The 20863-nt window shown below is 67.8% G+C and carries 23 protein-coding genes and 1 tRNA gene; 7 read left to right on the top strand and 17 right to left on the bottom strand.

Annotated elements, in window-relative coordinates:
* Nucleotides 1-75 precede the first annotated feature (75 nt).
* Nucleotides 76-540, bottom strand: coding sequence for a hypothetical protein (locus AC07OA_RS07395; protein WP_494663144.1), 465 nt, complete (start codon nucleotides 538-540; stop codon nucleotides 76-78).
* A 95-nt stretch (nucleotides 541-635) separates the two neighbouring features.
* Between AC07OA_RS07395 and AC07OA_RS07390 the strand changes: the two genes are divergently transcribed.
* The gene (locus AC07OA_RS07390) at nucleotides 636-2636 is read left to right on the top strand and encodes a class I poly(R)-hydroxyalkanoic acid synthase (protein WP_494663143.1); all 2001 of its coding nucleotides are present in this window, start codon (nucleotides 636-638) and stop codon (nucleotides 2634-2636) included.
* Between the two features lie 89 nt (nucleotides 2637-2725).
* Entirely contained in the window at nucleotides 2726-3325 is a 600-nt protein-coding gene (locus AC07OA_RS07385; protein WP_494663142.1) for a DUF1287 domain-containing protein, read from the top strand.
* Between the two features lie 125 nt (nucleotides 3326-3450).
* Here AC07OA_RS07385 and argC read toward each other — a convergent pair whose 3' ends face one another.
* The 5 genes from argC to AC07OA_RS07360 all read right to left on the bottom strand — a co-directional run bounded on the left by argC (nucleotide 3451) and on the right by AC07OA_RS07360 (nucleotide 8408).
* Nucleotides 3451-4404, bottom strand: a complete 954-nt coding sequence (argC, locus tag AC07OA_RS07380; RefSeq protein WP_494663141.1) for an N-acetyl-gamma-glutamyl-phosphate reductase — start codon at nucleotides 4402-4404, stop codon at nucleotides 3451-3453.
* Nucleotides 4405-4521: 117 nt separating this feature from the next.
* Nucleotides 4522-4995 (bottom strand): 30S ribosomal protein S9, encoded by a 474-nt coding sequence (gene rpsI / locus AC07OA_RS07375; RefSeq protein ID WP_494663140.1) that lies wholly within the window; start codon nucleotides 4993-4995, stop codon nucleotides 4522-4524.
* Nucleotides 4996-4998: 3 nt separating this feature from the next.
* The gene (gene rplM, locus AC07OA_RS07370) at nucleotides 4999-5472 is read right to left on the bottom strand and encodes a 50S ribosomal protein L13 (RefSeq protein WP_494663139.1); all 474 of its coding nucleotides are present in this window, start codon (nucleotides 5470-5472) and stop codon (nucleotides 4999-5001) included.
* 320 nt (nucleotides 5473-5792) lie between these two features.
* Nucleotides 5793-7298 (bottom strand): alkaline phosphatase, encoded by a 1506-nt coding sequence (locus tag AC07OA_RS07365; protein ID WP_494663138.1) that lies wholly within the window; start codon nucleotides 7296-7298, stop codon nucleotides 5793-5795.
* Between the two features lie 78 nt (nucleotides 7299-7376).
* Nucleotides 7377-8408, bottom strand: coding sequence for a COX15/CtaA family protein (locus AC07OA_RS07360; protein WP_494663137.1), 1032 nt, complete (start codon nucleotides 8406-8408; stop codon nucleotides 7377-7379).
* 154 nt (nucleotides 8409-8562) lie between these two features.
* Between AC07OA_RS07360 and AC07OA_RS07355 the strand changes: the two genes are divergently transcribed.
* Complete coding sequence (locus AC07OA_RS07355) at nucleotides 8563-8826, top strand: GlsB/YeaQ/YmgE family stress response membrane protein (RefSeq protein ID WP_494663136.1); 264 nt, start codon at nucleotides 8563-8565, stop codon at nucleotides 8824-8826.
* On the top strand, nucleotides 8823-9050 hold the full coding sequence (locus AC07OA_RS07350) for a DUF2842 domain-containing protein (RefSeq protein WP_494663135.1): 228 nt from the start codon (nucleotides 8823-8825) through the stop codon (nucleotides 9048-9050). Before AC07OA_RS07355 ends, AC07OA_RS07350 begins: the two co-directional genes overlap by 4 nt.
* 128 nt (nucleotides 9051-9178) lie before the next feature.
* On the opposite strand, the gene AC07OA_RS07345 is transcribed toward AC07OA_RS07350, so the two are convergent.
* The 7 genes from AC07OA_RS07345 to AC07OA_RS07315 all read right to left on the bottom strand — a co-directional run bounded on the left by AC07OA_RS07345 (nucleotide 9179) and on the right by AC07OA_RS07315 (nucleotide 13507).
* Nucleotides 9179-9255 (bottom strand) — tRNA-Pro (locus AC07OA_RS07345).
* A gap of 74 nt (nucleotides 9256-9329) precedes the next feature.
* The gene (locus AC07OA_RS07340) at nucleotides 9330-9752 is read right to left on the bottom strand and encodes a MerR family transcriptional regulator (RefSeq protein WP_494663134.1); all 423 of its coding nucleotides are present in this window, start codon (nucleotides 9750-9752) and stop codon (nucleotides 9330-9332) included.
* 15 nt (nucleotides 9753-9767) lie between these two features.
* Nucleotides 9768-10070 carry an integration host factor subunit alpha gene (locus AC07OA_RS07335; RefSeq protein ID WP_012287059.1) on the bottom strand — a complete coding sequence of 101 codons (303 nt, stop codon included), beginning with the start codon at nucleotides 10068-10070 and terminating at the stop codon, nucleotides 9768-9770.
* 189 nt (nucleotides 10071-10259) lie between these two features.
* The gene (locus AC07OA_RS07330) at nucleotides 10260-11237 is read right to left on the bottom strand and encodes a beta-ketoacyl-ACP synthase III (protein ID WP_494663133.1); all 978 of its coding nucleotides are present in this window, start codon (nucleotides 11235-11237) and stop codon (nucleotides 10260-10262) included.
* On the bottom strand, nucleotides 11234-12322 hold the full coding sequence (gene plsX / locus AC07OA_RS07325) for a phosphate acyltransferase PlsX (protein ID WP_494663132.1): 1089 nt from the start codon (nucleotides 12320-12322) through the stop codon (nucleotides 11234-11236). The genes AC07OA_RS07330 and plsX overlap by 4 nt, the downstream gene beginning before the upstream one ends.
* Nucleotides 12323-12434: 112 nt before the next feature.
* Nucleotides 12435-12992: a DUF177 domain-containing protein gene (locus AC07OA_RS07320; RefSeq protein ID WP_494663131.1), complete on the bottom strand. Its 558-nt coding sequence runs from the start codon at nucleotides 12990-12992 to the stop codon at nucleotides 12435-12437.
* A complete protein-coding gene (locus AC07OA_RS07315; protein ID WP_494663130.1) occupies nucleotides 12977-13507 on the bottom strand; it encodes a ubiquinol-cytochrome C chaperone family protein in 531 nt (176 codons plus the stop codon). The genes AC07OA_RS07320 and AC07OA_RS07315 overlap by 16 nt, the downstream gene beginning before the upstream one ends.
* Before the next feature lie 121 nt (nucleotides 13508-13628).
* Here AC07OA_RS07315 and AC07OA_RS07310 point away from each other — a divergent pair, with 121 nt between their 5' ends.
* Together AC07OA_RS07310 and AC07OA_RS07305 are read left to right on the top strand one after the other, a co-directional pair.
* On the top strand, nucleotides 13629-14117 hold the full coding sequence (locus AC07OA_RS07310) for an outer membrane protein assembly factor BamE (protein ID WP_494663129.1): 489 nt from the start codon (nucleotides 13629-13631) through the stop codon (nucleotides 14115-14117).
* Between the two features lie 189 nt (nucleotides 14118-14306).
* Entirely contained in the window at nucleotides 14307-14813 is a 507-nt protein-coding gene (locus AC07OA_RS07305) for a response regulator (RefSeq protein WP_494663128.1), read from the top strand.
* Here AC07OA_RS07305 and AC07OA_RS07300 read toward each other — a convergent pair whose 3' ends face one another.
* Nucleotides 14814-16598 (bottom strand): SLC13 family permease, encoded by a 1785-nt coding sequence (locus AC07OA_RS07300; RefSeq protein WP_494663127.1) that lies wholly within the window; start codon nucleotides 16596-16598, stop codon nucleotides 14814-14816.
* Nucleotides 16599-16813: 215 nt separating this feature from the next.
* Here AC07OA_RS07300 and AC07OA_RS07295 point away from each other — a divergent pair, with 215 nt between their 5' ends.
* Nucleotides 16814-17161 carry a hypothetical protein gene (locus AC07OA_RS07295; RefSeq protein WP_494663126.1) on the top strand — a complete coding sequence of 116 codons (348 nt, stop codon included), beginning with the start codon at nucleotides 16814-16816 and terminating at the stop codon, nucleotides 17159-17161.
* Nucleotides 17162-17242: 81 nt separating this feature from the next.
* Here the strand turns inward: AC07OA_RS07295 and AC07OA_RS07290 are convergent, their stop codons facing one another.
* From AC07OA_RS07290 to AC07OA_RS07280, 3 genes are all read right to left on the bottom strand, one after another.
* Nucleotides 17243-19378 carry a sodium-translocating pyrophosphatase gene (locus AC07OA_RS07290; protein ID WP_494663125.1) on the bottom strand — a complete coding sequence of 712 codons (2136 nt, stop codon included), beginning with the start codon at nucleotides 19376-19378 and terminating at the stop codon, nucleotides 17243-17245.
* A 242-nt stretch (nucleotides 19379-19620) separates the two neighbouring features.
* Nucleotides 19621-20136: a hypothetical protein gene (locus tag AC07OA_RS07285; protein WP_494663124.1), complete on the bottom strand. Its 516-nt coding sequence runs from the start codon at nucleotides 20134-20136 to the stop codon at nucleotides 19621-19623.
* 232 nt (nucleotides 20137-20368) lie between these two features.
* Nucleotides 20369-20809 carry a type II toxin-antitoxin system PemK/MazF family toxin gene (locus AC07OA_RS07280; protein ID WP_494663123.1) on the bottom strand — a complete coding sequence of 147 codons (441 nt, stop codon included), beginning with the start codon at nucleotides 20807-20809 and terminating at the stop codon, nucleotides 20369-20371.
* Between the last annotated feature and the right edge of the window lie 54 nt (nucleotides 20810-20863).

The following is a 20863-nucleotide window of genomic DNA, read 5'->3' as shown; positions in this document are numbered from 1 at the left end:
GCGGAAGTCGGGCATGGATAGACCCCGAGCGGGGTATAGCCAAGCCAGTTACGGGAATTTTATGCCTCCGTCGCCCTATTGGGGCTTGGACGGAGGCGCGGTAGCTCGGTCGCGCGCCGCCTTTGCGAAGGCTTCGGTCGCGGCGCGGTCGGCTTCGGTGGGGGCCGCGGGCGCGGGAGCCTTGGCCGCTTTGCGGCTCTTGGCGGCGTAGCCTTCGGTGTCCGACAGGGTCCAGGTGCTGGGCGCGGTGTCGCGCTTCAGCTTGTCGGCGGCCAGCTTCTCGTCGCCCACGGCCTTCTTGAACTCGACAGGCTTGCGCACGTCGGTCGGAATGGCCGGGATCTCGGCGAAGGTCGGCTTGCGGGCGTGTCGGGAGTCCTTGGCCGCGGCGTCGGCGGCGGCGGCCACCGGCGACGACGGATCGGCCGGCGGCGGCGTGAACGGCGAGGCGCAGGCGGCCACGCCCGACAGCAGCCCGATCAGGGCCGCGCCACGCAGGAGAACGCCAGGGCGTACGATTTTACCGGTTTCGCCGTTCATGTTGTCTCAGGTCTTATGCGATGATCGCGGCAAGCGAAAGGCCATCCGAACCGCCAAGGCGAGATGGCCCAAGAGAAGAAGGTGGAAGGACGCCGATGGCCAAGACCGAAACCGCCCCCAAACCTCGCAAAAAGCCCGCCGCCAAGGCGGATGCGGCGCCCGCCGCCGCCAAGACCAAGTCCAAAGCCGCTCCGAAGGTTCCCCCCAAGCCCGATCCCGCCTCGGCTCCAGAGGCCAAGGCCGCCGAATCGGCCAAGCGCTCCGAACCGCCGCCCGCCGACGCCATGCCGGACTTCGAAGCCTTCCTGTCGCCCGACCAGCGCCAGATGCTGGAGACCCTGTCGGCGAACCTGGCCCGCGCCGCCGTCACCGCCCAGGGGGCCATCGCCGAGGCCGCCCTGCGCCAGGCCGACCGCCCCGCCGCCCTCAGCGCCGATCCCTTCCATGTCGGCCCCGCCTTCAACGAGGTGATGACCAGCCTGGCCGCCCAGCCCGACCGCCTGCTGCGGGCCCAGGCCGATCTCTTCAGCCGCTACATGGACCTGTGGCAGTCGGCCGCCCGCAAGATGGGCGGCGAGGTCACCGCGCCCGTGGTGGCCCCGGCCAGCGGCGACAAGCGGTTCAGCGACCCCGACTGGGCCAGCAACCCGATGTTCGACATGATGAAGCAGTCCTACCTGCTCTCCTCGAACTGGCTGAACGAGCTGGTCTCGCAGGCCCAGGGCGTGGATCCGGCCGCCAAGCGCCGGGTCGAGTTCTTCACCAAGATGCTGACCGACGCCTTCTCGCCGTCGAACTTCCTGATCTCCAACCCCGCCGCCCTGCGCGAGGTGATGCAGAGCAAGGGCGAGAGCCTGGTGCGCGGCATGCAGAACTTCGCCGCGGACCTCGAGCGCGGCGGCGGCCAGCTGGCCATCAGCCAGACGGATCTGGCCAAGTTCAAGGTCGGCGAGAACGTCGCCACCGCCCCGGGCAAGGTGGTCTATCAGAACGACATCCTGCAGCTCCTGCAGTTCTCGCCCACCACGCAGACCGTGCACGAGATCCCGCTGCTGATCTTCCCGCCGTGGATCAACAAGTTCTACATCCTGGACCTGCGCCCGGAGAACTCGATGATCCGCTGGCTGACCGGCCAGGGCTTCACGGTGTTCGTCGCCTCGTGGGTCAATCCCGACAGCCGCCAGGCCGGCAAGACCTTCGAGGACTACATGCTGGAAGGCGTCTACGACGCCACCCAGCAGGTCATGACCCAGACGGGCGTCGATAAGGTCAACACCGTCGGCTACTGCATCGGCGGCACTCTGCTGTCCTGCGCCCTGGCCCACATGGCCGCCCGGGGCGACAAGCGGATCAACTCGGCCACCTTCTTCGCCGCCCAGCAGGACTTCGCCGAGGCCGGCGACCTCTTGCTGTTCACCGACGAAGCCTGGATCAAGACCATCGAGGAGCAGATCGACCGCTCGGGCGGCTATCTCTCCAGCCAGTCGATGGCCGACACCTTCAACAGCCTGCGCGGCAACGACCTGATCTGGTCGTTCTTCATCAGCAACTACCTGATGGGCAAGGAGCCCCGGCCGTTCGACCTGTTGTTCTGGAACGCCGACCAGACGCGCATGCCCAAGTCGCTGCATCTGTTCTATCTGCGCAACTTCTACAAGGACAACGCCCTGACCCAGGGCCATCTGACCCTGGGCGGCGAGCAGCTGGACCTGTCGAAGGTGAAGACGCCCATCTACGTCCAGTCGTCCAAGGACGACCACATCGCCCCCTATCCCAGCGTCTATCGCGGCGCGCGGGCCTTCGGCGGGCCGGTGACCTTCACCATGGCCGGCTCGGGCCACATCGCCGGGGTCATCAACCACCCGGACGCCCACAAGTACCAGCACTGGACCAACCAGGCCCTGCCCCCCTCGCCCGAGGACTGGCGCGCCGGCGCGGTCGAGCATCCGGGCTCCTGGTGGCCGCACTGGGCCGAATGGCTGAAGGCCAAGTCCGGCCAGCAGGTCCCGGCCCGCGATCCGGCCAAGGGACCGCTCAAGCCGATCGAGGACGCCCCCGGCAGTTTCGTGCGGGTGCGGTCGGACGCGGCCGCCTAGTCACGCCGCCGACCCATGTTCGCCCAAAACCCGCCGGGATTGTGGTGAAGCTTGCGGCCATGGGACTGGACCGCCGGACAGCGCTAGGGATGCTGGTCGCGACGCCAATGCTGGGCGCGCGCGAAGCCTTGGCCTGGGCGCTTCCGGCCGGGAGCGGCGAGCGCCTGGCCCAGGCGGCCCGCACCCAGGTGGGCGTCACCAAGGATTACGATCCCAGCTACCGCGCCATCCCCTACCCCAACGGCGACGTCCTGCGCTCGACGGGGGTCTGCGCCGACGTGCTGGTGCGCGCCGCCCGTGACGCCTGGCGCGTGGACCTGCAGCAGCGCGTCCACGAGGACATGAGCCTGGCCTTCGACGCCTATCCCTCGCGCCGCGCCTGGGGTCTGAAGGGCCCGGATTCCAACATCGACCATCGCCGGGTGCTGAACCTGGAGACCTATCTGACCCGCCAGCGCGCCCTGCTGGGGCGCGCGCCGGCCAAGACTCCGGGCGACCGCTTCGACGACCCGCGTCCCGGCGACGTCCTGACCTGGCGCGTCTGGGGCGGCCGGCCGCACATCGGCGTTGTCAGCCAGGGGCCGGAACATCCGCGCGTGGTCCACAATATCGGCTGGGGCGCGCGGGAGGAGCCGCTGTGGATGTTCAAGCTGCACACGGCGGTGGGGCACTACCGCTGGCGGGCGTGAAGTCGCGCTAAATCCTCCCCCTTTGGGGGAGGTGGCCCAGAGGGCCGGAGGGGGTCGCGCGGCCTATGCCGCAGCCCCCTCAGTCGCTCCGCGACAGCTCCCCCCAAAGGGGGAGCATCTGTCGCTTAAAGCCCCGCCCCTTCCTTCAGGCCCAGCATCAGGTTCAAGTTCTGGACCGCCGCGCCCGAGGCGCCCTTGCCCAGGTTGTCGAGCAGGGCCACCAGGCGGACCTGGCCGCTGTTTTCCGAGCCGAACACGAACAGCTTCAGGCGGTTGGTGTTGTTCAGGCCTTCCGGATCGAGGGTGGCCAGGCTCTTGGCCTCGTTCAGCGACGCCACCTCCACGAAGTGCTCGCGCGCGTAGTGGTCGGCCAGGGCCTCGTGGATCTCGGTCATCGAGACGCTGCCGTTCAGCATGCCCAGGTGCAGAGGCAGCTCCACCAGCATGCCCTGGGCATAGCGCCCCACGGCCGGGGTGAAGATCGGCCGGGTCAGCAGGCCGCCGTGAGCCTGGATCTCGGGCAGGTGCTTGTGGTTCAGGCCCGTCGCGTAGATGCGGTACGGAACCTTGGTGTAGTTCGGCGAGGTCTCGTCCTCGAACTCGGCGATCATCGCCTTGCCGCCGCCGGTGTAGCCCGAGACGGCGTTGAACGAGAGCGGCAGGTCGGCGGCGATGATGTCGGCCGTGACCAGCGGACGGACCAGGGCGATGGCGCCGGTGGCGTAGCAGCCGGGGTTCGAGACGCGGGTCGACCAGGCCACCTTGCCCCGCTGCTCACGGTCGAGCTCGGGGAAGCCGTAGGTCCAGCCGGCGGCGGTGCGGTGCGCCGTCGAGGCGTCGATCACCTTGACCTTGGGGTCCTCGATCAGGGTGACGGCTTCCTTGGCCGCGTCGTCGGGCAGGCACAGGATCACCACGTCGGCGCTGTTCAGCATCGCCTTGCGGGCTTCGGCGTCCTTGCGCTTGTCCGGATCGATCGAGACCAGCTGCAGGTCCTTGCGGCCGACCAGGCGCTCGCGGATCTGCAGGCCCGTGGTGCCGGCTTCGCCGTCGATGAAGACTTTCGGGGTCATGGACATCACATCCGCACAAGGGATCCGGCGCTTGGAGGCCGAGAAGACCAGAAAAACAAGACAAGAAAAAAGGCGCTCCGGTCGAAACCGAAGCGCCCTTTTCCAAACGCGTAGAAGACGCGCTTAGCGCTTCGAGAACTGGAAGCTGCGGCGGGCCTTGGCCTTGCCGTACTTCTTACGCTCGACGACGCGGCTGTCGCGGGTCAGGAAGCCGTGCGGCTTCAGCGCGGTGCGCAGGCCGGGCTCGTAATAGGTCAGGGCCTTGGACAGGCCGTGACGGATCGCGCCGGCTTGGCCCGACAGGCCCGAGCCTTCGACCGTGACGACGACGTCGAACTGGCCCAGGCGGTCGGTGACCTGCAGGGGCTGGGCGATCATCATGCGCAGCACGGGGCGAGCGAAGTAGATCTCTTGGTCACGACCGTTGATCGTGATCGAACCCTTGCCGGGCTTGATCCAGACGCGGGCGATCGCGTTCTTGCGCTTGCCGGTCGCATAGGCGCGGCCTTGGGCGTCGATCTTGGGTTCGGCGGGAGCGGCAGCTTCCGGGTTGCTGGACAGGCTGGCCAGCGCGTCAAAGCCTTGAGCTTCGGACATGACTTAGGCGCTCCGGGTGTTCTTGGCGTTGCGGCCAGCGAAGTCGATGACTTCCGGGCTTTGCGCTTGGTGCGGGTGCTCACCGTTGTTGTAGATGAGCAGATGGGTCAGTTGCTTGCGGGCCAGGGGGCTTTCCTTGGGCAGCATGCGCTCGACGGCCTTTTCGAGGACGCGTTCCGGGAAGCGGCCTTCCAGCAGCTTGCGCGGGGTGGTCGACTTGACGCCGCCCGGGTGACCGGTGTGGCGATAGTAGACCTTGTCGTCCATCTTCTTGCCGGTGAACTTCACCTTGTCGGCGTTGATCACGACGACGAAGTCGCCGCAGTCGACGTTCGGGGTGTAGTCAGCACGATGCTTGCCGCGAAGACGCATGGCGATGAACGTCGCCAGACGGCCGACAACGGCGTCCTGGGCGTCGACCACGATCCACTTCTTCTCGACCTCGGCGGGCTTCAGGGAAGCCGTGGTCTTTTGCATGGGATTGATCCGTATTCCTTGTGCGTCGGGGGCCAAGGAAGCGGCTCCGTCTGCGTGAGGGGCGGCAGGTACAGGACGGTTCGCGGCCTGTCAACAATGCACGCGCAAGAAACTCCGCAAACCCTTACACGATAAGGGATTTCTCGATGAGGTATCATAATACCTCATTTGTGCCCGTCATCCTCGGACTTGTTCCGAGGACCCCTATTTCGGCCGCCCTTGAAATGCAGAAAGGGGCGCCGCGAATGCAGCGCCCCATCCCGATACCGATGTGAAAGCGGACAGAGGGATCCTCGGGACGAGCCCGAGGATGACGGTCCTTATTGAGCGTCGAAGCCGTAGGCGTGGCGCATCACCTGGTAGAGGTAGCTCTCCTCGACCACGCCGCGCACCAGGTACGCCCCCGGGCCGTCGGCGAATACGCCCACGTCCTCGCCCGAGTGGGCCGAGCTGCCCAGATAGGCCGTGGCGTTCTGGTGGTAGTCGACGTCGTCAATGTCCTCGTGGGCCGGGTCGGCGCGCAGGTTCTCGCCTTCCGGGCCGCCGGGGCCGGTGGCGAAGCTGAGCACGGTGTAGGGCTTGCCGTCGCCGGCCACGATGGGGTCGCCCTCGTTGCCCGCCAGGCCCAGGATCGGGGCGTTACGGGCGGCGTAGCCCGAGATCACCAGGCCGTGGCTGTGGTCGGCGGTGACGATGATCAGGGTCTCGTCCAGGTTCACCTTGTCGATCACCGCCTGCACCGCCTTGGAGAACTCGACCGTCTCGGTCAGGGTCCGCTTGGCGTTGTTCAGGTGGCTGCCCATGTCGATCTTGCCGCCCTCGACCAGCAGGAAGTAGCCCTTGGGGTTCTTGGACAGCAGGTCGACGGCCTTGGTCGCCATGGCCGCCAGGGTGGGCACGCCCTGCCCCAGCACCGGCCGCTCGACCTCGTAGGGCAGGTGTTCGTTGGCGAACAGGCCCAGCACCGGGCCGGTCTTGGCCGGGTCCAGCGCCGCCAGCTCGGCGTCGGTGGTCACATAGGCCGCGTTCGGGGCCTTCAGCCATTCGGCGGTCAGGTCGCGGCCGTCGGCGCGCTTGCCCGACTGGGCCTCGGGCAGGAAGCGCGAGCGCCCTCCCCCGAGCGCCACGTCCAGGCGGATGCCCGCGGGGGCCTCGACCAGTTGGCGGGCGATGTCCTTGCAACCGGCGGCCAGGGCCTCGGTAGGCATGTCGCCGTCGCCTTCCCAGTCGCGATAGGCGGTGTGGGCGTAGGTCCCGGCCGGGGTGGCATGGGTGATGCGGGTGGTGGTCACCGCGCCCGCCGACAGGCCGTGGGCCTTGGCCAGTTCGGCGATGGTCTCCACGTGCGTGCCGGCCTCGCTGGCGCAGCTCTCGGGCTTGGCCGCGCCCGACAGGCCGATGATCTTGTTGCGGGTCTTCACGCCGGTGGTGATGGCGGTGATGCCGGCGGCGCTGTCGGTGACCTGGGTGTCGTGGCTGTAGGTCTTGGAGAGCGCCGTCCAGGGCAGTTTCTCGAAGGCCAGGCTGTTGCTCTCGCCGTCGACGCCGCGCTGCTGGCCTTCATAGATCCGGCTGGCCACCACGGTCGAGATGCCCATGCCGTCGCCCAGGAACAGGATGACGTTCTTGGCCTTGCCGGTGCGGGGATTGATCGTCAGCGCCTTGGCCAGGGCCGCCTGCCCGGCCTTGAAATAGGCGTCGTCCGGCGCGGCGTTGATCACGGTCGCCGCGACGGGCTTGGCGGCGGCCTTGGGCTTGGGCGCGGCGACCGCCGAGGTCGAGAGGGCGACGAGGGCGGCGGCGAGGAACAGGGGGGCGCGGGTCACGGAAAGCTCCAGCTGGGACGGTCGACGTCCTGTGCTGGCGTTTCGTGACAGTTCTTTGAGCGCCCGCCTCGAAAGCCGCTAGGGCCGGCGAACCCGCCAGGCGAACGTCGTCGCCGTGGCCAGCAGGACCGCCGCTCCAGCCTGGTGCAGCACGCCCAGGGTCAGGGGCACCACGGCCATCAGGGTCCAGATCCCCAGCCCCGCCTGCACGAAGACCACGCCGACCAGCGCATAGGCCGTCAGCTTGGCCTCGTGCGGCAGGCGGCGCGAACGGGTCGCGGCCACGCCCACCACGATGGCCGCCACGAACAGGGCGTAGGCCATCAGCCGGTGATGCAGCTGCACCGCTCCGGCGCTGTGCGCGATGGTGCCCCAGAAGCCGTGGCCGGCGTATTCGGCCGGGATCAGGGCGCCGTTCATCAGCGGCCAGTCGTTGTAGACCAGCCCCGCGTCGTTGCCGGCCACCAGGGCGCCCAGCAGGCTTTGGAAGAACACCGCCCCCAGGAAGGCCAGGGCCCAGCCGCGCCAGCCGGTGCGCTCCTCGATGCGCGGCGAGCCGGACCAGGCGTCCAGCGCCGTCCAGACCAGGGCGACGAACAGGATCAGCGCCAGGCCCAGGTGCGTGGCCAGACGCTCGGGGGCCACCGACACCCGCTCGGACAGGCCGCTCGAAACCATCCACCAGCCGACCAGCCCCTGCAGGCCGCCCAGGCCGAACAGCACCGCGCAGCGCCAGATCAGGCGGCGCGGGATCATCCGGCGCACCAGGAAGAACACGAACGGAATGGCGAACACCATGCCGACCAGACGGCCCAGCAGCCGGTGCGCCCACTCCCACCAGAAGATGCCCTTGTAGGCCTCCAGCGTCATGCCGGCATTGACCAGCTTGTACTGCGGGATCTTCTTGTAGAGCTCGAAATTGGCCTGCCAGGCGGCCTCCGACATTGGCGGCAGCGCGCCCATGATCGGCTTCCACTGGGTGATGGAGAGGCCCGAGTCGGTCAGGCGCGTCGCGCCCCCGACCACCACCATGCAGAACACCAGGAAGGCCACGGCGAACAGCCAGATGGCCACGGGCCTGGAACGATCGGAACGCAAGAAGGACGTCATGACAGCCGGTAAAAACGTCAGTTGGGGGCCGAAATACGGCGAAGCCTTGCCGTACGCCCGACTGGCGCTCGCGTCCATGGGGTCATGACGCGTAAGGCCTCACGTGCGATGATGTCGTGGGCGCAGGGGCGCCGAGGGGGCGGAGCGGATTCAAATGAGCGGCGTGGGCGTCTTCGTGGCCGTCGTCATAGGCATACTGGCCGGCTGGATCGCCGACGTCGCGCTGGCCCGTCGGCACGCGCTTTTCACCAAGCTCTTGATCGGCGTCGTCGGCTCGTTCATCGGAACCTTCATCGCCCAGCGCCTGGGCTTCCAGTTCGACGGCTTCCTGGGCAGTCTGCTGGTCTCCAGCGTGGGCGCGATCTTCTTTCTGGCCGTTCTCGGCATCGTATCCAGCGTCTTCCGGAGACCCGCTTGAGCGCTCCCCTCATTCCCGCCCGCGTCCGCAAGCTGATCGGCGGGATCGGCATCATGGTGTTCCTGGCCGCCTGGATCTGGATCTTCACCAGCCTCTACGACTTCCTGCCTAACAACCGCGCGGTGCACCTGATCTATTTCGTGATCGCCGGCATGGGCTGGGGCCTGCCGCTGATGCCGCTGATGTCGTGGATGGGCAAGGCGGACAAGCCGGTCGGGCGGTAGCGCGCCTGCTTGCCCCCACCTGACCGCTTCGCGGTCTGCCCGCCCCCGTAGGGGGCGGAGGGAAACGAAAAAGGCCGCCCCGAGGGGCGGCCTTTCCGTTTCTTCCGGTCTTCCCCGCGAAGGAGGAATGGTCGGAGCGACAGGATTTGAACCTGCGACCCCTTGACCCCCAGTCAAGTGCGCTACCAGGCTGCGCCACGCTCCGATCCGGAAGGAGCGCCCTTATAGGTGCGGCTTTCTCCGGGGGCAATGGGATTCCTGAGGCTTTTTGAGCGCCCCTCAGGCGCCCCGCAAAAGCCCGTCCAGCCGGGCCTTTACGGCCTGCAGATCGCCGAGCGCCAGGACCAGGCGATCGCGCGCTTCGTCGGCCAGCTCGACGGGAACGGACGAATCGACCGCGACCAGACCGTCCAGCGAGGCCGAGCCGTTGTCGCCCAGGCCCGCGGCGATCACGTGGGTGATCCCCTGCTCGCGATGCAGCTTCTGCACGCCCTTGATGGTGTAGCCCTCGGCGTGCAGCAGGGCGCGCACGCCGCTGAGTACGGCGATGTCCTGCGGGCGATAGAACCGCCGCCCGCCGGCCCGCTTCATCGGGCGAATGAACGAGAACTTGGTTTCCCAGAAACGCAGGACGTGCTGCGGCACGCCCAGCTCTTCGGCGGCTTCGGAAATCGTGCGGAAGGCGTTGGGCCCCTTCGCCACCGCATCGAATCCTTCTTAGCCGCCGAGGGCGCGGTCGATTCGCGCCTTCATGACCTGCGAGGCCCTAAAGCCGATCACTCGGCGGGGCTCGATCTCGGCCGGCTCGCCGGTCTTGGGATTGCGTCCCATCCGGGCCCGCTTGTCGCGAACCTGGAAGACGCCGAAGCCGGAAAGCTTGACCGTTTCACCCTTTTCCAGGGCCTCGGCCACCAGATCCAGGGTGCGTTCCACCAGACCCGCGCAGTCCTGGCGGGTCAGACCGACTTCCTCGTGGACCGCCTCGCAGAGATCGGCCCGGGTCAATGTCGCGCCTTTCATGACGCCCCCTTACGCTGGATTGACAAACCCCAGAGCGCGCGCGTCCGACAGGGTCGAGCCCCGTGTTTCTGCAACGCGCTCTCATCAACTCAAGCCTGCATGCCGCGATTATCGCATGGAGTCAAAGGCTGAGCGGCAGGACTTCAGACGATAGCGCAAGCTAGCGGGCAAAAACGGCCAAGCTTGGGCCTAAAGGCGCACCACGCAGGCGCCCCAGGTCAGGCCGCCGCCCATCGCCTCGAGCAGCAACAGCTGGCCCGGCTTGATGCGACCGTCGGCGATTCCCTGCGCCCAGGCCAGCGGGATCGAGGCGGCCGAGGTGTTGGCGTGCTGGGCCACCGTCGAGATCACCTTGTGCTCGTCGATGCCGCAGCGATGGGCCACGCCGGCCAGGATACGCTGGTTGGCCTGGTGGGGAATGAACCAGTCCACCTCGGGCACGGTGACGCCCGCCGCCGCCGCGGCCGAGAAGATGGCCTCGGATATGTTGACCACCGCGTGCTTGAACACCTGGTTGCCCAGCATGCGCAGCTTGCCGACCGTGCCCGTCGTCGACGGGCCGCCGTCGACATAGAGCAGCTCCTGCTTGGTGCCGTCGGCGCGCAAGGCGAAGCCCAGCATGCCCTGGTCGGCCGTGGTCCCCTGCCCTTCGCGCGGTTCCAGCACCACCGCCCCGGCGCCGTCGCCGAACAGCACGCAGGTGCCTCGGTCGTTCCAGTCCATCAGCCGGGTCATGGCCTCGGCCCCGATCACCAGGGCGCACTTGGCGTGGCCCCGGGCCACGAAGCCGTCGGCGACGCTCAGCGCATAGACGAAGCCCGAGCACACGGCCTGGACGTCGAAGGCGATGCCGATGGGCGCGCCCAGCTTGCGCTGGACGATGGTGGCGGTGGCCGGGAAGGTCATGTCCGGCGTGGTGGTGGCCACGACGATCAGGTCGACATCGGCGGCGGTCTTGCCGGCCTTCTCCAGCGCCTGGACGGCGGCGCGCCAGGCCAGGTCCGAAACGGGCTGGTCGTCGGCCACCTTGTGACGCTGACGGATGCCGGTGCGCTCGACGATCCACTCGTCGCTGGTGTCCACCGTCTCGGCCAACTGGCTGTTGGTGACGACGTTTTCCGGCAGATAGGCCCCGACGCCCGTGACGGCGCTACGAATTACGCTCACTCGGAAGCTCCCTGGCCTTCGGCGTCCGACACGCTTTCGGCCTTGCCCTCCGCGCCGGCCGTAAGGTCGGTCTCGGTCAGGCGTTTCAGATTGCGGTCGATCTCAGCCGAAAAATCGCTGCGCGCAAGATCGACGGCCACGCGTATCGCCGAGGCGTAGCCCAGAGCGTCGGCGCCGCCGTGACTCTTGACCACGATGCCGTTCAGACCCAGCAGCGGACCGCCGTTGACCCGGCCCGGATCCAGGCGTCGGCGCATCTTCTTCAACGCGCCCGAAGCGATCACCGCCCCCAGCATGGCCAGGGGGCCGGAGGTCAGGGTGGTCTTGATCTCGGCGGAGATGAACCGGGCCACGCCCTCGGCGGTCTTCAGGGCCACGTTGCCGGTGAAGCCGTCGGTGACCACCACGTCGACCGTGCCCTTGGCGATGTCGGTGCCCTCGACGAAGCCGCGATAGTCGAAGTCCAGCTTGGCTTCCTTGAGGATGGCGTGCGCCTCGCGCACCTCCTCATGGCCCTTCTGGTCCTCGGAGCCGACGTTCAGCAGGCCCACGGTCGGACGGTGCGAACCGTGCACGGCGTGGTGGAAGGCCGCGCCCATGATCGCGAACTCGATCAGCTGCTTGGCGTCGCTCTCGACATTGGCGCCGACATCCAGCACCGCCGAGACGCCGGCCATGGTCGGCCAGCTGGCCACGATCGCCGGGCGCTCCAGATTGGCCCCCATGCGCAGGATCAGCTTGGAGATCGCCATCAGGGCGCCGGTGTTGCCGGCCGAAACGACGGCGGCGGCCTCGTTGGCGCGGATCGACTCGACCGCGTTCCACAGGCTGGAGCCCTTGCCCCGGCGCATGGCCTGGGCGGGCTTCTCCTCCATGGAGATGGCCTTGTCGGTGTGGCGCACCTCGCTGACGGCCTTGGCGCCGGGGTGCTTGGCCAGTTGGGCGTTCAGCTGGGCTTCGTCGCCGTGCAGCAGAAACCGGACGTCGGGCAGGCTCTTGGCCGCCATGGCCACGGCCGGCACGATCACGGACGGGCCGTGATCTCCGCCCATGGCGTCGATCGAAATGACTACGGGTTGGGGCACGAGGCGCTATCGGCTCCTGGAGCGGCGCACCGCCCGTTCGAGGGGGTGCTTGGCAAGGCGGCGGGACGATACAGCCGCGAGAATATCGCGCAAGCGGAACGAAAGGGCCATTTCAGCCCCCTTCCCCGCCGGCCTCGGGGACGATCTTCAGGCTCTTGAGCTTGGCGAAGGGCGAAAGCTCCACAGGCTCGGGCGGCTGGACGAACACCGCGCCGGGCTTGCGCGGGAACGGATCCAGCTCCAGGGCCAGGTGCTCGATCACATAGCCGGAGACATCGACGATCTCGCCCTCCAGCACGTCCGGCGGGTCGTCGCCCTCCGGATCGATGCCCAGCTCGCCGCCGCTGTCCTCGTCCTGAGGCGCGTATTCGCTATCGGCGGGCAGGACCCGGACGCTGAACCGCGATTCGACCGGCTCCTCGAACTCGTCGGCCGTGGCGCTGCAGACCTGGGTCACGCGGGCGCGGATCAGGCCGGAGACTTCCGCGCCGTCCATCCAGGGGCGCAGGAAGATCTCGGCGGTCAGGGATTCCACCGCCACCAGGCCCAGTTGCTTGGCGATCGCCGCCAAGGCGGCCGCGTCGGGCTCGAGCCGCAGGTCCACGGGACCGCGGCTGACCCGTCCCAGGGAGACCTCGCTGGGCCAGGAATCGATCACGCCTTCGGCCATTGGACCTCTCCTTGGATCAGGCTCTCCAGCGGCTGAGCCGCCAGGCCGTCGCGGGCGGCCACCACATAGTCGGTCAGGGCCTCGACCTCGCAGCCTTCGCGCTCCTCGAACACCGTGCGGGCCAGGGCCGCGCTCAGCACCGACCGGTCCGGCAGGGCCTTGGCCGCCTCGTCGAACGCCTTCAGGCGGCCATAGGAGGCGCCGACCAGCTTCTTCATCTTCTTGCCGACCGCCGTGTCGGACACGCCGATCTCGCGGAAGGCGTCGTCCAGGCCGCGCGTATAGGCGTTGAAGGTTTCCTGGGCCACCTCGGCCACCGACTCGTCCTGCCCCTTCATCCGCTCCAGCAGCAGCGCCACGTGCAGGGTGAACAACTCGAACCGCCCCTCCATCGAGTCGCGCGCGCCCATCCGGGCGTAGAAGACCTCCGAGCGGGCCTGGGCCACCGCCGAGGCATACAGTTTCGCGCCCGCCGCCTTGGCGGGCCTGGGTTTGAGCAGCCGGTCCAGAAACATCACTTCGCCTCGATTTCGCCGCGACACGGAACTAGTTACGCCTTCGATCCACGCGGACCATTGAACTAAGCCCGCGCGGGCGATAGGTCAAAGTCAGCCTGCTCAAGGTTTCGGAGCCTCAATGTCTCGTCCCGCCGTTCTCGCCGCCGTCGTCATCGGCCTCGCCGCCGTTACGGGGGCCTGCACGCCGCTGACGAGCTATTCGGGTTTCCAGGCCATCGAGGCCAAGCCCGCCGACATGAAGATCGGCGAAGACAGCAAGTCGACGGTCACCGAGAAGCTGGGCTCGCCCTCGGCCACCTCCACCTTCGACACGAACGCCTGGTACTACATCTCGCAGACCACCGACCGCGTGGCCTTCTACAAGCCGCGCGTGATCAAGCGCGACGTGGTGGCCATCAAGTTCAATCCGGCCGACGAGAAGGTCGCCTCGGTCGACACCTACACGCTCAAGGACGGCAAGGTCATCGCCTATAACGGCCACGAGACCCCGACCCGCGGCCGCGAGATGACCATCCTCGAGCAGCTGCTGGGCAACGTCGGTCGCGGCGGCATGCTGCCCAACAACGACGAAGACGTCCCGGGCAACCGTCCGCAGGACCGCCGCTAGGCCGCGCTCAAGCGCAGCCGTACCGCGCGTTAAACATAAGCACCTGAAATACCGCGACAATCTGGCGTGGTATCAACGGTTTCTCAACGACGACTCGTGCAACCTCTCAGGCAAGGTGGTCGCGGCGTAACGCCGCGCGTGAAGCTTGCTTGGGGGACTTGAGTTTTGAGCGCGCCCGATCTGCGTCCCTTGACGGTGCTCATCATCGACGACAACGCGCCCATGCGCGAAATCATCGGCACCATCCTGAAATCGCTCGGCGTGCGGAAAATCCTCACGGCCGCCGACGGCGTCGCGGCCCTGAAGGCCGTGACCGAGAACGAAGTCGACATCATCTTCACCGACCTGATGATGCAGCCGGTCGACGGCCTGGCCTTCATCCGCTGGGTGCGCACCTCGCCGGCCAGCAGCAATCCCTACACCCCGATCATCATGGTCACCGGCCACGCCACCCGCGCCAGCCTGGACGAGGCCCGCATGGCCGGGGTGACCGAGTTCCTGGCCAAGCCGCTGACCGCCAAGGGCGTGCTGCATCGCCTCAACGAGGTGATCAACAATCCGCGCGACTTCATCCGGGCCGGCGCCTATTTCGGTCCCTGCCGCCGGCGCAGGATCGACTACGACTACCAGGGCGAAGAGCGCCGGGGCGCCGAGGACGCGGTCGACGGCGCTTTCAATCCCGAGGAAGTCTACTGATCAGCGGCCCGCGAAGGGCCAGACCAGGGCGATCAGGCCCGGCGCGACCAGCAGGATCAGCAGGGTCAGCGGCGCGCCCAGCCGCGCATAGTCCCCGAACCTATAGCCGCCCGGTCCCAGCACCAGCGTGTTGCACTGGTGGCCCACGGGCGTGAGGAAGTCGCACCCCGCCCCCACCGCCACGGCCATCAGGAACGGATCGGGGCTCAGCCCCAAATGCTTGGCCAGACCCAGGCCGATGGGCGCGACGATCAGCACCGTGGCGGCGTTGTTGAGGAACGGGGTCGCGGCCATGGCCACCGCCATCATCGCCGTCAGGGTCAGCAGCGGCGGCAGGCCGTGGAACACACCCGAAAGCCAGGCGGAGATCAGGTCGGCGCCGCCGCTGGCCTGGATCGTGTCGCTGACCGGGATCAGGGCCGCCACCAGCACCAGGACCGGCGCGTCGAGGGCGGCGTAGGCCTCGCGCATCCGCAGCGCCCCGGTGGCGACCACCAGCACGGCGGCGGCGAAGAAGCCGCCCGCCACCGGCAGGACGCCGAACGCCACCAGCAGCATGGCCACCGCCAGGATGGCCGTCGGCAGCAGGACGTGACGGAAGCCGCCCAACCGCACCTCCCGCTCGGCCAAGGGCAGACAGCCTAGGGCCTGCAGGGCGTTCGGCAGCTGCTGCTCGGCGCCCTGCAGCACCAGGATATCGCCGGCCTTCATCCGCACCGTCGCCAGACGGCCCGCCATGCGGTAGCCGGCCCGGCTGACGCCCAGCAGGTTGACGCCATAGGTGTGGTTCAGCGCCAAGCTGCGGGCGGTCTGGCCGATCAGGTCGGACTCCGCGCCGATCACCGCCTCGACCACCCGCACCTCGTCGGTCGGCTCGTCCATGACCACCGGCCGCTGGGCGTCGCTGAGCTTGAGGCGGGCCTTGACGATCAGTTCGTTCAGTCGCTGCTGCTGTCCCTCCAGCAGCAACACGTCGCCCGGCAGGATCTTGCGGTTGGGATGAGGCGAGGCGATCCGCTGGCGGCCGCGCAGTATGGCCACGACGGCCACCATGTCCTCGGCGGCCTTCTGAAGGTCGGCGACCCGCGAGCTTTCGAACACCCAGCCCTCGGGAATCTCGACCTCGGTGACATAGGCGTTGGCGGCCAGGGCCGCGTCGATGTCGATGGCCGCCGCCCGCCCCTTGGGCAGCAGGCGATAGGCGAACGACAGATAGACGATCGCCAGAACCGCCAGCGTCCCGCCCACCGGCATGAAGTCGAACATGGCGAACGGCTTGCCCAGCGCCTCCTGCCGCACTTCGGAGACGATGATGTTGGGCGAGGTGCCGACCAACACCGCCAGCCCGCCCACCAGCGAGCCGAACGACATCGGCATCAGCAGGCGGCTGGGCGACACCCCGGTCCGCCGGGCGATGCGCAGGGCCGAGGGCATCATGAGCGCCAGGGCCCCGACGTTCTTGGTGGCCATCGACAGCACGGTGGTGACGGTGGACAGCACCGGAACCTGGGTGCGCTCGTCCTTCAGGTGGGGCAGCAGCGGCGCCATCAGGGTGTCGACGAGGCCCGAGCGGGCGATGGCGGCGCTCAGCACCAGGGCGCTGGCGATGATGATGACGATGTCGTTGGAAAAGCCGTCGAAGGCCGACTTGATGGGGATCAGGCCGAAGACCACGCCCACGGCCAGAGCGCCCAGGGCGATCAGGTCGTAGCGCCACCGCCCCCAGACGAAACACAGAACGGTCGCGCCGATCAGGCCAAAGGACAGTCCCTGTTGCAGCGTCACCCGTCGCTCCCCGCCTCGGGACCGACAAGCTTGGCCCCAGGGGGAGAACGGCCACGGCGCCGTTCCGTTCACGCGCTTCCCTCCTGGGCCCGCGACATCCCGCCACATGAACGGAACATAACCGCGCGCTCCGGGAACGTTCAGGTGAGGTGGCGCTTTATGGCCTCCATCGGACGCGTCGGGCGCCCGACAGATTATCGTCGGAGACCAAGAACATGAAACGCACTCTTCTCGCCATCGCCGCCCTGGCCACCGTCGCCGCCGCTCCCCTGGCCGCCCAGGCCGCCCCGTGGCAGTCGATCAACCAGCGCCAGGCCAACCTGGATCGCCGCATCGACGTGGGCGTCCGCAACGGCTCGCTGACCCGCGTCGAAGCCACCCGCCTGCGCGCCGAGTTCCGCTCGATCGCCCGCCTGGAGGTCAGCTATCGCCGGTCCAACGGCCTGTCGATGCGCGAGCGCGCCGACCTGGACGCCCGCTTCGACCGTCTGAGCCGCCAGATCCAAGTCCAGCGCCACGACCGTGACGATCGCTGGGATCACCGCGACGGCCGCCGCAGCTAAGCGGCGCGACAGCGCGACAAATGAAAACGCCCCGGAGGGAAACCTCCGGGGCGTCGTCATGTCTGGACCGATCTTTCCGGATCAGCCGTGGGCCAGGACCGCCAGCAGCAGCAGGGCCACGATGTTGGTGATCTTGATCATCGGGTTCACGGCGGGACCCGAGGTGTCCTTGTAGGGGTCGCCGACAGTGTCGCCGGTCACGGCGGCCTTGTGGGTGTCGCCGCCCTTCTTGTGCAGGACGCCGTCCTTGTCGGTGAAGCCTTCCTCGATCACCTTCTTGGCGTTGTCCCAGGCGCCGCCGCCGCTGGTCATCGAGATGGCGACGAACAGGCCGGTGACGATCACGCCCATCAGCATGGCGCCCAGCGCGGCGAACGCGTCGACCTTGCCGGCGATGGCCTGGATCACGAAGAACAGCACCACCGGCGAGACCACCGGCAGCAGCGACGGCACGATCATCTCGCGGATGGCGGCCTTGGTCAGGATGTCCACGGCCTTGCCGTACTCGGGCTTGGTCTGGTAGGTCATGATGCCCGGGTTCTCGCGGAACTGGCGGCGCACCTCGGCCACGACCGACTCGGCCGCCCGGCCCACGGCCGTCATCGACATGCCGCCGAACAGGAAGGGCAGCAGCCCCCCGAACAGCAGGCCGACCACCACATAGGGGTTGGACAGGTCGAAGGTCACGGCGCCCATGCCGTCGAAGAAGCTGCCCGGCTCGGCGTGGGCCGAGAAGAACTTCAGGTCTTCGGTATAGGCGGCGAACAGCACGAGAGCCCCCAGGCCGGCCGAACCGATGGCGTAGCCCTTGGTGACGGCCTTGGTGGTGTTGCCCACGGCGTCCAGGGCGTCGGTGGTGACGCGGACTTCCGGCGGCAAGCCGGCCATTTCGGCGATGCCGCCGGCGTTGTCGGTGACGGGGCCGAAGGCGTCCAGGGCGACGATGAAGCCGGCCAGGGACAGCATGGTGGTGGTGGCGATGGCGATGCCGAACAGGCCCGCCAGGTTATAGGTCACCAGGATGCCGACGATGATGGTCAGGGCCGGCAGGGCCGTGGACTCCAGCGACATGGCCAGGCCCTGGATCACGTTGGTGCCGTGACCCGAGACCGAAGCCTGGGCCACCGACTTCACCGGGCGGAAGTTGGTGCCGGTGTAGTACTCGGTGATCACCACGATGGCGGCGGTGACGATCAGGCCCACCAGACCGCAGTGGAACAGGCTGTTGGCGTCGAAGGTGCGCGTTCCCACCGTCACGGCGGTCGGCACCAGCTGGTGGATCACGAAATAGACCGCCGGGATCGACAGCACGCCGGTGACGATCAGGCCCTGATAGAGGGCGCCCATGATGTTCTGCTTCTTGCCCAGGCGCACGGCGAACGAGCCGATGATCGAGGTCACGATGCAGACGGCGCAGATGGCCAGCGGCAGCAGCATCATCGAGGTCACCGCCTCGGTGCCCCGGAAGAAGATCGCCGCCAGCACCATGGTGGCCACCGTGGTCACCGCATAGGTCTCGAACAGGTCGGCGGCCATGCCGGCGCAGTCGCCGACGTTGTCGCCCACGTTGTCGGCGATGGTCGCGGCGTTGCGGGGGTCATCCTCGGGAATGCCGGCCTCCACCTTGCCCACCAGGTCGCCGCCCACGTCGGCGCCCTTGGTGAAGATGCCGCCGCCCAGCCGGGCGAAAATCGAGATCAAGCTGGCGCCGAAGCCCAGGGCCACCAGCGAGTCGACCACCACGCGGTCGGTGCCGCCGTGGCCGGTCTGCAGCAGCACGGCGTAGTAGCCGGCCACGCCGATCAGGGCGAAGCCCGCCACCAGCATGCCGGTCACGGCGCCGGAGGTGAAGGCCATCTTCAGGCCCGCCCCCAGGCTCTCGGACGAGGCCTGAGCGGTGCGGACGTTGGCGCGCACCGAGATCAGCATGCCCGCGAAGCCGGCCGCGCCCGACAGGATCGCGCCCAGGGCGAAGCCGACCGGCTGTTCCCACGACTTGAAGAAGAAGCCCAGGAGGGCGATCACCACCACGCCGACGATGCCGATCGTCGTGTACTGGCGGTTCAGATAGGCCTGGGCCCCTTCCTGGATCGCCGAGGCGATCTCTTGCATTTTCGCGTTACCGGGCGACGCCCGCATCAACGACGCCGTCTGCACGGCGCCGTACAGCACCGCCAGCAGCCCGGCCCCAATGGCCACATAAAGCCAAGAACTCATCGGTATCTCGCCCTCTTTCGCGTTTCCATCACGAGAGGGTCGCCGTTTCGGCGGGATACGGTCGCGAAAGACCGGCCCCAGCCGCGCACGGCGGGCGGGCCTATGGCCTCTTGCCCCCTCGATGCTCCCTGATGACGCCGACACCGGCGCCAAGACGACGACAGTGCCAAATGGCCGCAGGGTGTCAACCGCTTGCGGGAACGGCGTTCAGCGAGTTTCGGCGGCGAAAGGCGCGCTGAGGCCTAGGGAACGAGGTTGGCGTCGCCGGCGGGCTGAGGCCGCGGCGTCGGCCTCGCCTGCGTCCCGGGCTTGGCCGGAGGCGGCACGAAGTTGCGCGGGGTCTGCTTGACGATCGTCACCAGGGCCACCTTGCCCGGCCCGATCAGCCGGTTGGTCTCGCGCAGGATCGAGCCCTTCAGACGCCCTTCGTCCAGGGCGACGTAGCTGTCGGGGCGGACGAACGGCTTGGTGTGGGCCTCGCGCACGATGGCGTCGCGCAGCAGGGGCTCCTTGCCCTCGAACACCGTGACCAGCACCTCGGGCTTGAGGGTGATGGTCGACTGCACGAAGACGTAGTTCACCAACTGGCCGTCGGCGATGATCGGCAAAGCCATCGACTGCAGCTTGATGACCGGATCGGCCTTCGCCTCGCCCTCGCCTTCCTTCTTGCCGTGACCGGCGAAGGCGGGCGTCGCCGTCAGCAGGGCGAGCGAAGCGGCCAGAACGGCGCGGCGAGCGATGGACGACGGACGGGTCATGCCCGAGCCTTTAACCAAGAAGGCTTGAGGTTTGGTTTCCGGGCAGGCCCCGGGGCGGGCTGCACCAACATCGTCAGGTCGCCCGAAACAAAAAAGCCGAGCACCCGAAAGTGCCCGGCTTTTATGACTTGCTCCCTTTCGGGAGCGCGGACCGAAGTCCCGCGGCCTCAGGGCCGTAGAAGGTAGATAGTTCGAAAAGGTGGAAATTTCAACAATCCGTAGATCGGCGCGTTCACGAAAGACCAGCAAGCAAGAGCGTGTGCAGCGCCCGGCGTACCAGCAGACTGATCGCGCGCATGTCCTCCGCCCCGACCTTGGGATAGACAGAATGGCGATGCTTCGGATGCATCACGGGCGCCAACCGTTCGCTAGCCACGGTGTAGAGATGATTGCAGATCGCCCACGAGGCTTTGCCGTCTCTACCCGTTATCGGATTGACTGAAAGCCTGTGCGCGAAAACGTCGCCTTCGTGGTCGCGACTGGTGAGCGGCACGACGATATGGGGATTGGTCAGCTTGCCGCCTGAGCGGACTATGATCGCGGGATGCCGATCATCGAACTCCGGCAGGATGTTCGAGATGGCGAAATCGCACCAATAGACTTCGGAGAACCGAGGCGCGCTTTTCAAGAGCAACGGAGGCCGCGGCGCCTTGTACATGATCGGCGGTTTCATGAAGCTCGTATAGCTTCACCGTAGTTGTGAAGCCACCGAGAAACTCAACCCAAG

The sequence above is a fragment of the Caulobacter sp. GW821-FHT09B08 genome, assembly GCF_059418225.1.
This window is presented reverse-complemented; position numbering and strand designations above follow the sequence as displayed.

Coding starts and splice junctions, on each gene's coding strand:
- AC07OA_RS07395 (WP_494663144.1), bottom strand. CDS start 540: ATGAACGGCGAAACCGGTAAAATCGTACGCCCTGGCGTTCTCCTGCGT.
- AC07OA_RS07390 (WP_494663143.1), top strand. CDS start 636: ATGGCCAAGACCGAAACCGCCCCCAAACCTCGCAAAAAGCCCGCCGCC.
- AC07OA_RS07385 (WP_494663142.1), top strand. CDS start 2,726: ATGCTGGTCGCGACGCCAATGCTGGGCGCGCGCGAAGCCTTGGCCTGG.
- argC (WP_494663141.1), bottom strand. CDS start 4,404: ATGTCCATGACCCCGAAAGTCTTCATCGACGGCGAAGCCGGCACCACG.
- rpsI (WP_494663140.1), bottom strand. CDS start 4,995: ATGTCCGAAGCTCAAGGCTTTGACGCGCTGGCCAGCCTGTCCAGCAAC.
- rplM (WP_494663139.1), bottom strand. CDS start 5,472: ATGCAAAAGACCACGGCTTCCCTGAAGCCCGCCGAGGTCGAGAAGAAG.
- AC07OA_RS07360 (WP_494663137.1), bottom strand. CDS start 8,408: ATGACGTCCTTCTTGCGTTCCGATCGTTCCAGGCCCGTGGCCATCTGG.
- AC07OA_RS07355 (WP_494663136.1), top strand. CDS start 8,563: ATGAGCGGCGTGGGCGTCTTCGTGGCCGTCGTCATAGGCATACTGGCC.
- AC07OA_RS07335 (WP_012287059.1), bottom strand. CDS start 10,070: ATGAAAGGCGCGACATTGACCCGGGCCGATCTCTGCGAGGCGGTCCAC.
- AC07OA_RS07320 (WP_494663131.1), bottom strand. CDS start 12,992: ATGGCCGAAGGCGTGATCGATTCCTGGCCCAGCGAGGTCTCCCTGGGA.
- AC07OA_RS07315 (WP_494663130.1), bottom strand. CDS start 13,507: ATGTTTCTGGACCGGCTGCTCAAACCCAGGCCCGCCAAGGCGGCGGGC.
- AC07OA_RS07310 (WP_494663129.1), top strand. CDS start 13,629: ATGTCTCGTCCCGCCGTTCTCGCCGCCGTCGTCATCGGCCTCGCCGCC.
- AC07OA_RS07295 (WP_494663126.1), top strand. CDS start 16,814: ATGAAACGCACTCTTCTCGCCATCGCCGCCCTGGCCACCGTCGCCGCC.
- AC07OA_RS07290 (WP_494663125.1), bottom strand. CDS start 19,378: ATGAGTTCTTGGCTTTATGTGGCCATTGGGGCCGGGCTGCTGGCGGTG.
- AC07OA_RS07285 (WP_494663124.1), bottom strand. CDS start 20,136: ATGACCCGTCCGTCGTCCATCGCTCGCCGCGCCGTTCTGGCCGCTTCG.
- AC07OA_RS07280 (WP_494663123.1), bottom strand. CDS start 20,809: ATGAAACCGCCGATCATGTACAAGGCGCCGCGGCCTCCGTTGCTCTTG.